The following is a 15,041-nucleotide window of genomic DNA, read 5'->3' on the forward strand; positions in this document are numbered from 1 at the left end:
GCTCGACCAGGATGGGGCGCCGCTGCACAGCCGCAAGACCAGCAGGGGCGGACCATGCTGATCGAGTAGCCCGCGGAGCGGGCGTATCGAGATCCACCGGCGCCGGACGGCGGGTCTGCAGACTCGGCCTGCTGACGACAGTGGGTCTCGATACGCCCCTGCGGGGCTACTCGACCAACATCGGTGGGCGCTGCGCGACTACTCGAGAGGCAGCGGGCTAGGGCCGGGGCCAGGCGGCCGCGAGGCTCGCGCGGACCTCGCCGAGGAGCTGGGGCAGGGCCTTGGTGCGGGCGATGATCGGGAAGAAGTTGGCGTCGGTCGCCCAGCGCGGCACCACGTGCTGGTGCAGGTGGGCGGCGATGCCGGCGCCGGCGACGGCGCCCTGGTTCATGCCGAGGTTGAAGCCGTCGTTGTTCGAGACCTCGCGGAGGACGCGCATCGCCGTCTGGGTGAGCGCGCCGATCTCGGCCACTTCCTCGGGAGTGGCCTCGTCGTAGAGCGGGATGTGCCGGTACGGGCAGACCAGCAGGTGGCCGGAGTTGTACGGGAACAGGTTCAGCAGGACGAAGGCGTGCTCGCCGCGGGCGACGATCAGCGCCTCCTCGTCGCTCAGCGTCGGCGCGACGCAGAACGGGCAGTCGTCGTCGCCGGGCTGGCCCTTCTGGATGTACACCATCCGGTGCGGAGTCCAGAGGCGCTGGAACTCGTCGGGGACGCCGGCGAGGTGCGCGGAGGACTCGGCGCCCTCGGGGACGGCGTCGTCGAACGGCTCCCCCACCGCTAGACCTGGGCCTTGGTCGCGATGGCCTCGCGGATGCGGGCGACGGCGTCGGCGACGGGGATGCCGTTCTCCTGGGTGCCGTCGCGGAAGCGGAAGCTGACCGCCCCCGCGTCGCGGTCCTTCTCGCCGACGATCAGCTGGAACGGGACCTTCTGCAGCGTCGCGTTGCGGATCTTCTTCTGCATCCGGTCGCTGGAGTAGTCGATGTCGGCGCGGACGCCCGCCTTCTTCAGCTGACCGACGACGTCCTCGAGGTAGGGCAGGTACTCGTCGGCGATCGGGATGCCGACGACCTGCACCGGCGAGAGCCAGACCGGGAACGCCCCGGCGTAGTGCTCGGTGAGGATGGCGAAGAAGCGCTCGATCGAGCCGAAGAGGGCGCGGTGGATCATCACCGGGCGCTTCTTCGAGCCGTCGGAGGCGGTGTACTCGAGCTCGAAGCGCTCGGGCTGGTTGAAGTCGAGCTGGATCGTCGACATCTGCCAGGTGCGGCCGATCGCGTCGCGCGCCTGGACCGAGATCTTCGGGCCGTAGAACGCGGCTCCGCCCGGGTCGGGGACCAGCTCGAGGCCGGACTCGACGGCGACGGCGCGCAGCGACTCGATCGCCGACTCCCACTGCTCGGGGTCGCCGACGAACTTCGGGTTCCCCTCCTCGTTGGTGGAGAGCTCGAGGTAGAAGTCGTCGAGGCCGTAGTCGCGCAGCACCTGGAGCACGAACTCGAGGTTGCGGGTCAGCTCCGCCGACACGTCCTCCTGGGTGACGTAGATGTGCGCGTCGTCCTGGGTGAGACCGCGGACGCGGGTGAGGCCCTGCAGGGTGCCGCTCTTCTCGTAGCGGTAGACGGTGCCGAACTCGGCCAGGCGCAGCGGCAGCTCGCGGTAGCTGCGCCCGCGCGAGCGGAAGATCAGGTTGTGGAACGGGCAGTTCATGGGCTTCAGGTAGTAGTCCTGACCCTGGCGGGTGACGGTGCCGTCCTCGTCCTGCAGCTCGTCGAGGTGCATCGGGGGGAACATGCCCTCGGCGTACCACTGCAGGTGGCCGCTGGTCATGAAGAGGTCGCCCTTGGTGATGTGCGGCGTGTAGACGAGCTCGTAGTCGTGGGCGAGCAGCTGCTCGCGCATGTACTGCTCGATCTCGTAGCGGATGATGCCGCCCTTGGGGTGGAAGACCGCGAGACCGGAGCCGATCTCGTCCGGGAAGGAGAAGAGGTCGAGCTCGTGGCCGAGCTTGCGGTGGTCGCGGCGGGCGGCCTCCTCGAGGCGGGCCTGGTGCGCGCGCAGCTCGTCCTTCGTGGGCCACGCGGTGCCGTAGACGCGCTGCAGCTGCGGGTTCTTCTCCGAACCTCGCCAGTAGGCCGCGGCGTTGCGGGTCAGCGCGTAGCCGTTGCCGATCATCCGGGTGTTGGGCAGGTGCGGGCCGCGGCAGAGGTCCTTCCACACCGTCTCGCCGGTGCGGGGGTCGACGTTGTCGTAGATGGTGAGCTCGGCGCCGCCGACCTCGACCGACTCGCCGTCGGCGCCCGCGCCCTTGAGGCCGATCAGCTCGAGCTTGTACGGCTCGGCGGACAGCTCGGCGCGCGCCTCGTCCTCGGTGACGACGCGGCGCACGAAGCGCTGGCCCTGGCGGATGATGCGGTCCATCGCCTTCTCGAGCGCCTTCATCGCCTCGGGCGTGAAGGGCTCGGTGACGTCGAAGTCGTAGTAGAAGCCGTCGGTGACGGGCGGGCCGATGCCGAGCTTCGCCTCCGGGTTGCTCTGCTGCACGGCCTGCGCGAGCACGTGCGCGGCGGAGTGGCGGAGGATGCTCAGGCCGTCGGGCGAGGAGATCAGGACGGGCTCGATGCTGTCGCCGGGGACGACGTCGGCGGCCAGGTCCTTCAGCTCGCCGTTGACGCGGATCGCGACGACCGCCCGGTCGGTGAAGTGCGTGAACCCCGTGCCGGCCTCGGTGACGACGGCGGCGTCGGCGGTGGGACGGGACGATTCGGGGACGTTCGACGATGCGTTCGACACGCGCGGGTGCTCCTCTGGGGCTGGGGGACCCCTCGACTTTAGTCTCCGGCGCGGCCGGCTCGACGCGGCGACGCGGCCCGGGAGGTGACCTCCCGGGCCGCGCAGGGATTCCCGCGCCCCGTCTCGATTCCTGGCGATCGGGGGCGGCAGTGCTCCCCTGGCACCGGGGCGCGACCCGATCGCGCTCCCGGCACCGGGACGATTCTAGGAGGATCGCTGAGGAACGCCCGGGAGACGGTCGAGGATGTCACTCCTTCTACGACCCCCTTACTGGGGCCACGCACCGGGTTGCCAGGAGCGCTATGTTCGGCTGAGAACCACCCGACCACCGGGACCGGAGCGCACGAACCCTGTCGTGCCGCGCCGCCCCGACGCGAGGCCCCGCCTCGACCGATCTGCTCATCCTGGGAGCACGACGGTCACAGCGGTGCCGACGTGGCGACGATGCATCGCGGCCCCGAAACCGCGACGTCCTCCGAGCCCGCCCTGCAGTACCCCCCTTCCCTGTAAACCCGAAATGCAGGTTGATCCTTTGTATGCACCACTGGTGCGCGCCTCCAGCGCGCCCACACGGCTCCCTCCCTCCTCGAGACCCCGTCGCCTCCCCCCGGCGACCCGGCATACGAGCGGCGGTGAGAGCAGGAGACCGCGGTGACCGCCGTCTCCACCGCGGCCCCGACTCCTCAGCGCGATCCGCGCGCCCTCGTCCTCGTTCCGGCACCGCCGGCGGAGGCCTCGAGCTGGCGACGCCGTTTCTCGCGGAGGGTCCTGGCCGCGGACGTCTTGGTCGTGCTCGGGGCCGTGTCGCTGGCCGCCGGCCTGCGCTCGACCGCCGAGGCGCGATCCGCCGAGGCGCGCTCGGCCGACCTCGTGGTCGCCGGCGTCCTCGGCGCCCTCTGGGTCTGCTCCGTCCTCCTCGCCCAGCGGCGCCTCGCGCACCGCATCGGAGCGGGAGCGGACGAGTTCCGCCGTCTGCTCTCGGCGACGGTCGCGACGTTCGGCCTCGCCTCCGTCGCCTCGGTCCTCACCCACGTCGACCTGCCGCGCGTGCATGTGCTCATCGCCCTGCCCGTCGGGCTCGGCGGCATGCTGGCGGCGCACGCCCTCAGCCGCGGTCACCTGGCCCGGGAGCGACGGGCCGGTCGCGCCCTGTCCCGGGTGATCGTCGTCGGCAGCGCCGGTGACGTGACGCACATCGTCACGCAGATCGACCGCCGGCGCGGCCGCGTCGAGTACGACGTCGTCGGCGTCGCGCTCTCGACCGGCGGTGAGCGCACGCTCCTCGCCGACCCGCGGCGCTCGATCACCGTGCGGGGCCGCTCGATCCCGGTCGTCGGAGCGATCGACACGATCGCCCAGGCGGTCGTCGAGCAGCGCGCCGACGCGGTCGTCGTGGCCGGTCAGGTGGACGGCGGCGACGCCTACCTCCGCCGGCTCTGCTGGGCGCTCGAGCCGTTCGCGGTCGAGCTGGTGCTCGCACCGGGACTCAGCAGTGTCGCCGGACCGCGCATCCACTGGCGCCCGGTGGACGGACTCCCGCTGATGCGGGTCGAGCCGCCGCGCTACTCCGGTCCGCGCCACGCGCTCAAGCGGGTGCTCGACGTGAGCGTCTCGGCCCTCGCGCTGCTGGTGCTCTCGCCGCTGCTGGCCGTGCTCGCGGTCATGATCCGGCGCGACAGCACCGGGCCCGCGCTCTTCCGGCAGCAGCGGGTCGGCCGCGCCGGGCACCTCTTCACCATGCTGAAGTTCCGCTCGATGAGCATCGACGCGGAGTCGCGGCTTGCGGAGCTGAGTGCGGCGAACGAGGGCTCCGGCCTGCTGTTCAAACTGCGCGACGATCCGCGGGTGACCCCGCTCGGCCGCGTGCTGCGGCGGTACTCGCTCGACGAGCTGCCCCAGTTCTGGAACGTGCTGCGCGGCAGCATGAGCCTGGTCGGCCCGCGCCCGCCGCTGCTCAGCGAGGTGGAGCGCTACGACGACGTCGTGAACCGCCGCCTCTACATCAAGCCCGGCATCACCGGGCTCTGGCAGACCGGCGGCCGCTCCGAGCTCGACTGGGAGGACGGGATCCGACTCGACCTCTACTACGTCGAGAACTGGTCGCTGGCCGGCGACCTGCTCATCCTCTGGCGGACCCTGCGCGTGATGCTGCGCCCGGTCGGCGCGTACTGACGCACGGCTGCTCCTCCCCTCTCCTCTCTCTCCTCCTCCGGCGCTCTCCCCGCCGTCCCGTCCCCGGGCGCGCCCTGACGCGCCGTCCCCCTCGTCCGCGCGCTCCTTCTCCCTGGTGGGAGCGCCCGGTCCCCTCGGCGTGCCCGCATGCCGCCCTCCTCACCCGAAGGAACCCACCATGACCACCACCATCCCCTCCCGGAGGCTCCGCGTCGCGCTCGTCGGCGCCGGCTACTGGGGCCCGAACCTCGCCCGGAACTTCTCCGCCAGCGCCGACTGGGACCTGGTCGCGATCTGCGACCTCGACCCGGTCCGTGCGGAGGCCGTCTCCCGCGCCAACGGCTCCGTGCCGGTGCTGCGCTCGCTCTCGGACGTCCTCGACCTGCCCGGGCTCGACGCGATCGCCATCGCCACGCCGGCGCGCACCCACCACGCGATCGCCATGGCGGCGATCGCCGCGGGGCTGCACGTGCTGGTGGAGAAGCCGCTCGCCGACTCGAGCGTGCTCGGGATCGACATGGTGAACGCCGCCGAGCGCGCCGGCGTGGTGCTGATGGCCGACCACACCTACTGCTACACGCCCGCCGTGCTGAAGATGAAGGAGCTGATCGCCGCCGGCTCGCTCGGCGACGTGCTCTTCGTCGACGCAGTGCGGATCAACCTCGGTCTGATCCAGCCCGACGTCGACGTGTTCTGGGACCTCGCCCCGCACGACCTGTCGATCCTCGACTTCATCATCCCCGGGGGCCTGCGCCCCGGGAACGTCGCCGCCCAGGGCTCCGACCCGCTCGGCTCCGGCCGCGCCTGCGTCGGCTACCTGACCGTCCCGCTCGGCCAGGGCGCCATCGCCAACGTGCACGTCAATTGGCTCAGCCCGACCAAGATCCGCCGGATGGTGATCGGCGGCTCGAAGCGCACGCTGGTCTGGGACGACGTGAACCCGCAGCAGCGCCTCAGCGTCTTCGACCGCGGCGTCGACCTCGGCACTTCGCTCCGCGGCGGGACCTCCCGCCACGACGCGGCGATCTCCTACCGCCTCGGCGACACCTGGTCGCCCGCCCTGCCCGAGCGCGAGCCGCTCGCCGACATGGTCACGGAGTTCGCGACCTCGATCTCGGAGCGCCGCGCGCCCCGCACCGACGGCCGCGCCGCCCTGCGCGTCCTCAGTGTCCTGGAGCAGGTCAGCGACCGGCTGCTCGACGCCGGCCAGGTCAGCCGCACCACCGCTCCGGCGGTCCGCCTGGAGGAGGCGTCGTGGCTGAGCTGACCCCCTCCCCCGTCTCGCTCGAGGGCGCCGAGGTCCTGGTGACCGGCGGTGCCGGCACCATCGGCTCGACGATCGTCGACCGCCTCCTCGACACCGGCGTCAGCCGGGTCGACGTCCTCGACAACCTCGTCCGCGGACGCCGGCAGAACCTCGAGCACGCGCTCGCGGACGGCCGGGTCCGGCTGATCGAGGGCGACATCCGCGACCGCGCGACGGTCGACTCGGTCGTCCGCGGCAAGGACGTCGTCTTCCACCAGGCGGCGATCCGGATCACCCAGTGCGCGGAGGACCCGCGCCTGGCCTTCGACGTCCTCGCCCAGGGCTCCTTCACCGTCTTCGAGGCGGCGGCGGCGCACGGCGTCGGCCGGGTCGTGGCCGCGTCCAGCGCCTCCGTCTACGGACTCGCGACGCAGTTCCCCACTCCGGAGAGCAACAACCCCTACGCCAACGACACGATCTACGGCGCGGCGAAGGCCTTCTCGGAGGGCATGCTCACCAGCTTCGGCGCGATGAACGGCCTGCGCTCGACGGCGCTGCGCTACTTCAACGTCTACGGACCGCGGATGGACGTGCACGGCCTCTACACCGAGGTGCTCGTGCGCTGGATGGAGCGGATCGAGGCGGGCGTCCCGCCGCTGATCATGGGCGACGGCGCGCAGACGATGGACTTCGTGCACGTGGACGACGTCGCGCGGGCCAACGTGGTCGCGGCGACGGCGGGCCGCGACGGCGCGTTCAACATCGGCACGGGGGTCGAGACCAGCCTGCTGGAGCTCGCCCGCACGCTGCTGCACGTCATGGAGTCCGACCTCGACGTCGTCTTCGCCCCGGCGCGCTCGGTCAACGGCGTCACCCGCCGCCTGGCCGACACCCGGGCGGCGCGCGACGAGCTCGGCTTCGTCACCGCGTACGACCTGGAGAGCGGTCTGCGCTCGCTGGTCGAGTGGTGGCGCGCCGAGCGGCTCGACGCCGCCGTCCTGAGCGGAGCGACCCGATGAGCGCGGTGAGCACCGGCGCGGCGAGCACCGGGCGCATCGACGTGATGCGCCCCTGGCTGGGCACCGAGGAGAGCGACGCGCTCGCCGAGGTGATCGCCTCCGGCTGGATCGCGCAGGGCCCCCGGGTCGCGCGCTTCGAGGCGGCCTTCGCCGAGGCGATGGGCGTCGGCCAAGCGGTCGCGCTGTCCAGCTGCACCACGGCCCTGCACCTCGGGCTGGTGGTCGGCGGCGTGAGCGCCGGGGACGACGTCGTGGTCCCCTCCTTCTCCTTCATCGCGACCGCCAACGCGGTCGTGCACGCCGGCGGCCGGCCGGTCTTCGCCGACGTCGACCCGGTCACGGGCAACGTCACCGCGGAGACGATCGCCGCGGCGCTGACCCCGGCCACCCGCGCGGTGATCGCGGTCGACCAGGGCGGCGTGCCCGTCGACCTCGAGCCGATCCGCGCGCTCTGCGACCCGCTCGGGATCCTCGTCCTCGAGGACGCCGCCTGCGGCGCGGGCTCGCGGTACCGCGGCCGCTCCGTCGGCGCCGGCGCGGCCCTGACCGCCTGGTCGTTCCACCCGCGCAAGCTGCTCACCACCGGTGAGGGCGGGATGCTCACGACGGACGACGCGGACCTCGCGGCCCGCGCCCGCCGCCTGCGCGAGCACTCGATGTCCGTCTCCGCGGCGGACCGGCACGGCAGCGTGCTCGCCGCACCGGAGCACTACGACGAGGTCGGCTTCAACTTCCGGATGACCGATCTGCAGGCCGCCCTCGGCCTCGTGCAGCTCGGCCGGCTGCCGGCGCTGATCGAGCGCCGCCGGGCGCTCGCGGCCCGCTACGCGGCGGCCTTCGCCGACGTCCCGGGCCTGCGCACGGTGACCGACCCGGAGCACGGCACGGGCAACTTCCAGTCGTTCTGGATCGAGGTCGGCGACGACTACCCGCTCGAGCGCGACGGCCTGATGGCCGAGCTCGCCTCCCGCGACGTCTCCGCCCGCCGCGGCATCATGGCGGCCCACCGCCAGCCGCCGTACCGCGCGCACCCGAACGCGGACCGGCTGCCCGTCACCGAGCGACTGACCGACCGGACGCTGATCCTGCCGCTCTTCCACGCCCTCACCGAGCAGGACCAGGACCGGGTGATCGAGGCCGTTCTGGCCCCGTCGCGCCTGGCCCGCGAGCACGAGACGGCGGTCCTCCGTGCGTGAGCTGATCCTGGTCGGCGCGAGCGGACTGGCGCGGGAGACCCTCGCCCTCCTCTCCGTGAGCGGCAGCCACCGCGTCATCGGCGTGGTCGACGACGGCGCCGCGCGCTGGGGCACCGAGATCTCGGGAGTCCCCGTGATCGGCGGCCTCGACGCGATCGCCGAGCACCCCCGCGCCGAGATCGCCGTCTGCGTCGGCCACGGCAGCGGCCGAGCGCGCATCGTCGACCGCCTCCGCGCGCTCGGCGTGCACGACCACCGCTACGCGCGGATCGTGCACCCGGCCATCCACGTGCCCGACGACTGCCGGATCGGCGCGGGGAGCATCCTGCTCGCCGGCGTCGTGCTGACCGCCGATGTGGCGATCGGCCGGCACGTCGTGGCCATGCCGAACGTGACCCTCACCCACGGCGACCGCATCGGCTCGTTCGCCACCCTCTGCGCCGGCGTCACCCTCGGCGGCGGGGTGCGGGTGGGCGAGGAGGCGTACCTGGGCATGGGCGCCTCCGTCCGCGAGCGCTCGCGCATCGGCCGCCGGGCGACGCTCGGCATGGGCGCGGTGCTGCTGCGCGATCAGCCGGCCGGCGAGACCTGGCTCGGCGTGCCCGCGGCTCCGCGGATCGAGCCCGACGCCGTCCGGCGTGCGGACAGCACTCTCGAAGGAGCGTCCGCATGAGCGCCGTCCGCGGGCACCGGTCGCCGGTGCTCCCCCTCTCCGGCCCGGCGCCGCTCGTCTCGGTCGTGATCGCGGCCGTCGACGGCGCGTCGCCGACCGCCGCGCTGGCGAGCGTCCTCGCGCAGCGCGGCGTCCGGCTGGACGTCGTCGTCGTGACGGACGCGGATCCGGTCGTCGACGACGAGCGCGTGCGCGTGCTCGAGGTGCCCGCCGGCCTCGGCACGATCGCCGCCCGCAACGCCGGCCTCGCGCTCGTCCGCGGCGAGTCCGTGCTGGTGCTGCCGAGCACCGACGCGCTCACCGCCGGGGCGCTCGAGCGGGCGGCGGCCCTGCTGGCCGCGCACCCGTGGGTGGGCGCCGTGCACGGCGACGCCGAGATCTCGGTCCGGCCCGCGACCGCGGCCACCGGGCGCGTGGAGTGGACGCTGTGGAGCGGGGCCGACTGGATCGAGCGCACGAGCCGCCACGGCTCCGACCTCCTGGTCGACCACGCCGTGCTGGTCCGCCGCTCGATCGCCGACGCTCTCGGCGGCTACGCCGAGGACCTCCCCCGCACCGCCGACCTCGACTACGGGCTGCGACTCGCGGCGCTCGGCGGGATCGGCCGGATCAGCGGCGTCGTCCAGACCCGCTGCCACCCGCAGCCGAGCACCGACCCACTGGCGGAGCTGCGCGAGCGCCGGGGCACGATCGAGCACTTCTTCACCAGCGCCGGGCACGACTCGTCCGGCCGCCGGGCGCAGGGCGGGGACCGCCGCGCGAACGCCGGCCGCGCCCTCGCCCACGAGGCGATGGGGCGGGCGCTGCGCAGCCGTGCCTCGGCGCGCCCCGAGGATCAGGCCGAGGGCGCCCGCTTCGCCTCGATCGCCGCCGAGTGCTGGCCGGCGGTCGTGGACACGGCCGAGTGGCGGCGCTTCGTCCGCGCCGGCGAGCGCGCTCGGAGGCCGCTCTCGTGACCGCCGTCGAGTCCGCTCCGGTCTCCGCGGGCCGGAACCGCATCGCGTCGGCGCTGGGCTGGAGCGCGCTCAGCACGATCGCGCTCCGGCTCGGCAGCCTGGCCCTGGGCGTCGTGCTGGCCCGGCTGCTCGCTCCCGAGGCCTTCGGCGTCTACGCGCTCGCGCTCACCGTGCAGTCCGTGCTGATGGCGCTGTCCGACTTCGGACTCAGCACCGATCTGATCCGCTCGAGCGAGCCCGAGCGGCGCGCACCGACCGTGGCCGTGCTCGGCCTGGTCCTCGGCGGGACTCTCGGCGCGGCGATGGCGGCCTCGGCGCCGATGATCGCCGCGGCGACGGGCTCGCCCGAGACGGCCGGCGTGCTGGCGGTCCTCGCGATCACCCTGCCGCTGGCCGGGGCCGGAGTGGTCCCCTACGCCGCGCTGCAGCGCCGCTTCGCCCAGCGGCCGCTCTTCCTGATCGCAGCCGTCGACTTCGTCGTCTCCACCGCGATCACCCTCGCGCTGCTCGCCGCCGGGACCGGGGTGCTGGCGCTCGCCGTCGCCCGCGTCGTGGCGCAGACCTGCACGATGGTGCTGCTCTTCGTCGCCGCCCGCGAGCGGCCGCGCCTGGGCTGGGACCGCTCGATCGCCCCCTCCGCGCTGCGCTTCGGCCTGCCGGTGGCGATCGCCAACCTGATCTCCTGGGGCGTGCTCGGCACCGACAAGGTGGTGATCGCCGGGCTGATCGATCCGGTGGCGCTGGGCTACTACGTCCTCGCCTTCAACATCTCGACCTGGCCGATGACCGCGGTGGGCCAGGTGGTCCGCTCCGTCGCTCTGCCCGCGTTCTCCCGGGCGCACGAGGACGGCCGCCCCCTGCCCGTCGCCGCGGCGACCGGGCTGACCTGGGCGCTCGCCGCTCCGCTCGGCGCGCTGCTCGCCGCCCTGGCCGCCCCGCTCGTGCACGTCGTCTACGGCGAGCGCTGGGCTCCCGCCGCGGCGGCGCTGGGGCTCCTCGGCGTCGTCGGCGCGCTGCGGGTGGTCGCCGACCTCTTCAGCTCGGCGGCGCTCGCGAAGGGCGGCTCCGGTCGCGTCGCGATCGTGCAGGGCGTCTGGTTCGCGGCGCTCACGCTCGCGCTCGTCCCGGCGGTGCTGGGCGGCGGCTTCGTCGGCGCGGCCTGGGCGCAGATCGGGGTGGCCGCGCTCGTGGTCGGTCCCGTCTTCGCCTGGCTGCTGCGCTCGATCGACGTCGACCTGCGCGCCGTCGGCCGCTCCCTGCTGCCGCCAGCGCTCGCCGCGGCGGCCGCGGCCGGTGCCGCGCTGCTCGTCCCGATCGGCCTCGCCGCCGTCGGGCTCGACGCCGACTGGCTCGCCCTCCTCGGGGGCGGCGCGATCGGCGGCGTCCTCTACCTCCTCCTCCTGCGGACCTGGCTGCTGCGCCGGGTCCGCGAGCTCACCTCCGACCGAAGGAACCCGTCATGACCACCGAGCCGATCGTCCCGCTCGCCGATCTGCACCTCCAGCACCTCGTCGTCGCCGACGTGATCCGGGAGGGCTTCGACCGCGTGCTCGCGGACTCGTCGTTCGTCCGCGGTCCGGACGTGTCCCGCTTCGAGGAGGAGTTCGCCGCGTACTGCGACGTGCGGCACACCATCGGGGTCGGCAACGGGACCGACGCGCTCGAGCTCGCCCTCCTGGCGCTCGACCTCGCACCCGGCGACGAAGTGCTCGTCCCCGCGAACACCTTCGTGGCGACCGCCGAGGCCGTCGTCCGCGCCGGCGCCCGGCCGGTGTTCGTCGACTGCGACGACGACTACCTGATCGACGTCGACTCGGCCGCGGAGGCCGTCACTCCCCGCACCCGCGCGGTGATGGCCGTGCACCTCTACGGGCAGTGCGCCCCGGTGGAGCGGCTCTCCGCCGCGCTCGGCGAGGAGGTGCGGATCGTCGAGGACGCGGCGCAGGCCCAGGGCGCCCGGCGCTTCGGCGCCCGCGCGGGCTCGCTCGGCGCCATCGCCGGCACCAGCTTCTACCCGGGCAAGAACCTGGGCGCCTACGGCGACGCGGGCGGAGTGATGACCGACGACGACGAGCTCGCCGCGGCCGTCCGCCGGCTCGGCAACCACGGCGGCCTCAGCGCCTACCGGCACGACGTCGTCGGCACGAACTCCCGGCTCGACTCGCTGCAGGCGGTCGTGCTGAGCGCGAAGCTCGCGCACCTGGACGAGTGGAACCAGCAGCGCCGCGACGCCGCCGCGCGCTACGCCGAGCTCCTGGACGGCGTCGACGGGCTGGTCCTCCCCCGCACCGCGCCGGGCAACGAGCACGTGCACCACCTCTACGTCGTGCGCACCCCGGAGCGGGAGCGCCTGCGCGCCGCGCTCGCGGACGCGGGCGTCGCGACCGGCGTGCACTACCCGACCCCGGTGCACCTGCTGGCCCCGTTCCTCCCCGCCACCGGCCGCCCGCGCTCGCTGCCGCGCGCCGAGGCGTTCGCCGGGCAGCTGCTGACGCTGCCGCTGTTCCCCGGCATCACCGCGGCGCAGCAGGAGTACGTGGCGGAGTCGCTGATCGCCGCGCTGCGGAGCACGACCTCCGCGGCCCCGAGCCCGGCGGGGGTGCTGTCGTGACGACCGCCGTCGCTGCGGGGACCCGGCGCGGTCGCACGGTGCCGGTCGAGGACGTCGACACCTCCGACGCCACCGTCTCGGTCCTCATCCCGCTGCACGACTACGCGCAGTTCCTGCCCGCCGCCGCGGCGAGCGCCCTCGGCCAGACGGGCGTCCGCGTGCAGCTGGTGATCGTCGACGACCGCTCCACCGACGACTCGCTCGCAGTGGCCCGCTCGATCGCGGCCGGCGACGACCGCGTCCTGGTGCTGGCGAACCCGCGGAACCTCGGCCCCGTCGGCAGTGTGCTCGCCGCGCTGGCCGTGGCGACCGGCGAGTTCTCCTGGTACCTCGACGCCGACGACGTGATCGCCCCGGGCGCCCTGGCCCGCGCGGTCGCCGTCGCCCGCGCGCACCCGTCGGTCGGGCTGGTCTACGGCCACCCCGTGCACTTCCCGGACGGGTCGGTGCTGCCGACCGCGCGGACGACTCCGACGTCGTGGCTGCTCTGGTCCGGCGGCGACTGGCTGCACGAGCGCTGCCGCACCGGGCTCAACGTGATCACCTCGCCCGAGGTGCTCGTGCGCCGGTCCGTCCTCGACCGCGTCGGCTGGCCCCGGCCGCTGCCGCACACCTACGACATGGAGCTCTGGCTGCGCCTCTCGGCCGCGTCCGACGTCGCCTACATCCAGGGCGTCGACCAGGCCTGGCACCGCGAGCACGCGGGCAGCCGCTCGGACACCGTGACGCCGCTGCACGACCTGCGCGAGCGGCTGCTCGCCTTCGAGACCTTCTTCGCCGATCCCGGTGGACCGCTCGGGCGGCGCGACGAGCTCGAGCACCTCGCCCGGCGGGCCCTCGCCCGCGACGCCCTCGTCAAGGGCGCGCAGCGCTTCGACAGCGGCGGCGCCACCGCGGCGGACCTCGAGGAGCACCTCGGCTTCGCGCACCAGGTCTACGGCGACGCGGCCCGGCTGCCCGAGTGGGAGCGCCTGCAGTCGCGGCTGCTGAGCGCGCCGAGCGACCGCTTCTCCCCGCGCTTCCTGCTGGAGCGGGTGCTGCGGCGCCTGCGCACCGACCGGTCCTGGCGCCGCTGGCACCGCGAGGGGAGCTTCTGATGCGCGCCTCCCGCGTCCCCCGCGAGCTCGTCCGGCGCCTGCGGAGCACCGGCGGCCGCGATCTGCTGCAGCGCGCCGTCCGCTCGCTCGGCGACCGGGTCGGCGTCCGCGAGCTCGACATGCCGCTGCTCCCCGGCGACATCGCCGACTCCGGTCTCCTCCACCTGCCCGGCGCCCCGGCCCGCGCCGAGGGCCCCGCGTCGATCGGCTGGATCTGCACCCCGCCCGACCGCGGCTCCGGCGGCCACACCACCCTGTTCCGGATGGTGCAGGGCCTGGTCGAGCGCGGCCACCGCTGCACCCTCTTCCTCTACGACCGGCACGGGGCCGACTTCGAGACCCGCGCCGCGATCATCCGGGCCGGCTGGCCGTGGCTCGACGTGGACATCCGCAGCGCCGACGACGGCGTCACGGGAGTCGACGCGGCCGTCGCGACCTCCTGGGAGACCGCGCACGTGCTCGCCACCCGAGGAACGGCGCCGATGGCCCGGCTGTACTTCGTGCAGGACTACGAGCCGTTCTTCCACCCGCGCGGGACCCTCGCGGCCCTGGCGGAGGACAGCTACCGGTTCGGCTTCCGCACCATCGCCCTCGGCGAGATGGTGCGCTCGCACCTCGACGCGCTCGGCGTCGGGAGCGACCTCGCGCCGTTCGGCTGCGACACCACCACCTACACGCTGGACAACCCCGACGGCGAGCGCTCCGGCGTGGTGTTCTACGCCAAGCCCGCCGCCGACCGGCGCGGCTACCTGCTCGGCAGGCGGGCGCTCGCGCTCTTCCACGCCGAGCACCCCGAGGTGCCGATCCACGTCTACGGCACGGCGCCCGGAGCGTGGGACGTGCCGGTGATCGAGCACGGCACCCTCGCGCCGAGCGAGCTCGCCGCCCTCTACAACCGCTGCTCGGCCGGCATCGCCCTCTCCTTCACCAACATCTCGCTGGTGGCGGAGGAGCTGCTCGCCTGCGGCGCCGTCGCGGTGGTGAACGACGCCGTCGACGCCCGCGCGGACCTGCCGCACCCCGGCGCGAGCTGGGCCCGCCCGACTCCGGCGGGCATCGCGGAGGCGCTCGGCCGGGCGGTCGTCGCCGCCCGGCCCGGCCGCGAGGTCGCCACCGGCGTCCGGCACGGCTGGGGCGTCGCCCAGGAGGTCGTCGAGCGCGTCGTCCTCGACGAGCTCGCCCGGACGACCCTCGCCGGCCCGGCACGCACCGCGGCCCCGGTCCCGGCCCCCGCACTCGTCCCCTCACTCGCCCCCGCTCGATCGGAGAGCTGAC

At 74.1% G+C, this 15,041-nt stretch carries 12 protein-coding genes; 10 read left to right on the forward strand and 2 right to left on the reverse strand.

The genetic code is table 11. The annotated features are described in order from the left end of the window. Window positions 1-217: 217 nt before the first annotated feature. Together EDF17_RS12200 and thrS are read right to left on the reverse strand one after the other, a co-directional pair. Complete coding sequence (locus EDF17_RS12200; protein WP_123446184.1) at window positions 218-778, reverse strand: HIT domain-containing protein; 561 nt, start codon at window positions 776-778, stop codon at window positions 218-220. Between the two features lie 2 nt (window positions 779-780). Next, window positions 781-2,682, reverse strand: a complete 1,902-nt coding sequence (gene thrS, locus EDF17_RS12205) for a threonine--tRNA ligase (protein ID WP_243732893.1) — start codon at window positions 2,680-2,682, stop codon at window positions 781-783. A gap of 765 nt (window positions 2,683-3,447) precedes the next feature. Here thrS and EDF17_RS12210 point away from each other — a divergent pair. The 10 genes from EDF17_RS12210 to EDF17_RS12250 all read left to right on the forward strand — a co-directional run bounded on the left by EDF17_RS12210 (window position 3,448) and on the right by EDF17_RS12250 (window position 15,040). Further along, window positions 3,448-4,968, forward strand: a complete 1,521-nt coding sequence (locus tag EDF17_RS12210) for a sugar transferase (RefSeq protein WP_123446182.1) — start codon at window positions 3,448-3,450, stop codon at window positions 4,966-4,968. A 178-nt stretch (window positions 4,969-5,146) separates the two neighbouring features. Next, complete coding sequence (locus tag EDF17_RS12215; RefSeq protein ID WP_123446181.1) at window positions 5,147-6,235, forward strand: Gfo/Idh/MocA family oxidoreductase; 1,089 nt, start codon at window positions 5,147-5,149, stop codon at window positions 6,233-6,235. Then, window positions 6,223-7,233: an NAD-dependent epimerase/dehydratase family protein gene (locus tag EDF17_RS12220; protein ID WP_243587121.1), complete on the forward strand. Its 1,011-nt coding sequence runs from the start codon at window positions 6,223-6,225 to the stop codon at window positions 7,231-7,233. The genes EDF17_RS12215 and EDF17_RS12220 overlap by 13 nt, the downstream gene beginning before the upstream one ends. Next, on the forward strand, window positions 7,230-8,429 hold the full coding sequence (locus EDF17_RS12225; protein ID WP_123446180.1) for a DegT/DnrJ/EryC1/StrS family aminotransferase: 1,200 nt from the start codon (window positions 7,230-7,232) through the stop codon (window positions 8,427-8,429). The genes EDF17_RS12220 and EDF17_RS12225 overlap by 4 nt, the downstream gene beginning before the upstream one ends. Beyond that, entirely contained in the window at window positions 8,422-9,102 is a 681-nt protein-coding gene (locus tag EDF17_RS12230; protein WP_123446179.1) for a NeuD/PglB/VioB family sugar acetyltransferase, read from the forward strand. Before EDF17_RS12225 ends, EDF17_RS12230 begins: the two co-directional genes overlap by 8 nt. After that, window positions 9,099-10,058: a glycosyltransferase gene (locus tag EDF17_RS19875; RefSeq protein ID WP_166649664.1), complete on the forward strand. Its 960-nt coding sequence runs from the start codon at window positions 9,099-9,101 to the stop codon at window positions 10,056-10,058. The genes EDF17_RS12230 and EDF17_RS19875 overlap by 4 nt, the downstream gene beginning before the upstream one ends. Beyond that, window positions 10,055-11,521: an oligosaccharide flippase family protein gene (locus EDF17_RS12235; protein ID WP_166649665.1), complete on the forward strand. Its 1,467-nt coding sequence runs from the start codon at window positions 10,055-10,057 to the stop codon at window positions 11,519-11,521. Before EDF17_RS19875 ends, EDF17_RS12235 begins: the two co-directional genes overlap by 4 nt. Further along, window positions 11,518-12,669 (forward strand): DegT/DnrJ/EryC1/StrS family aminotransferase, encoded by a 1,152-nt coding sequence (locus EDF17_RS12240; protein WP_123446176.1) that lies wholly within the window; start codon window positions 11,518-11,520, stop codon window positions 12,667-12,669. Before EDF17_RS12235 ends, EDF17_RS12240 begins: the two co-directional genes overlap by 4 nt. Continuing rightward, complete coding sequence (locus EDF17_RS12245; RefSeq protein ID WP_123446175.1) at window positions 12,666-13,766, forward strand: glycosyltransferase family 2 protein; 1,101 nt, start codon at window positions 12,666-12,668, stop codon at window positions 13,764-13,766. The genes EDF17_RS12240 and EDF17_RS12245 overlap by 4 nt, the downstream gene beginning before the upstream one ends. After that, entirely contained in the window at window positions 13,766-15,040 is a 1,275-nt protein-coding gene (locus tag EDF17_RS12250) for a glycosyltransferase family 1 protein (RefSeq protein WP_185019970.1), read from the forward strand. Before EDF17_RS12245 ends, EDF17_RS12250 begins: the two co-directional genes overlap by 1 nt. Window position 15,041: the final 1 nt, after the last annotated feature.

Origin of the sequence: Rathayibacter sp. PhB1 (genome assembly GCF_004362935.1) — a bacterium.
In the GTDB taxonomy this organism is placed as follows: Bacteria; Actinomycetota; Actinomycetes; order Actinomycetales; family Microbacteriaceae; genus Rathayibacter; species Rathayibacter festucae.

What these genes read in the sequence shown, in the direction of transcription:
- EDF17_RS12250 (WP_185019970.1), top strand. Translation starts at nt 13,766, where the DNA reads ATGCGCGCCTCCCGCGTCCCCCGCGAGCTCGTCCGGCGCCTGCGGAGC.
- EDF17_RS12215 (WP_123446181.1), top strand. Translation starts at nt 5,147, where the DNA reads ATGACCACCACCATCCCCTCCCGGAGGCTCCGCGTCGCGCTCGTCGGC.
- EDF17_RS12240 (WP_123446176.1), top strand. Translation starts at nt 11,518, where the DNA reads ATGACCACCGAGCCGATCGTCCCGCTCGCCGATCTGCACCTCCAGCAC.
- EDF17_RS19875 (WP_166649664.1), top strand. Translation starts at nt 9,099, where the DNA reads ATGAGCGCCGTCCGCGGGCACCGGTCGCCGGTGCTCCCCCTCTCCGGC.
- EDF17_RS12225 (WP_123446180.1), top strand. Translation starts at nt 7,230, where the DNA reads ATGAGCGCGGTGAGCACCGGCGCGGCGAGCACCGGGCGCATCGACGTG.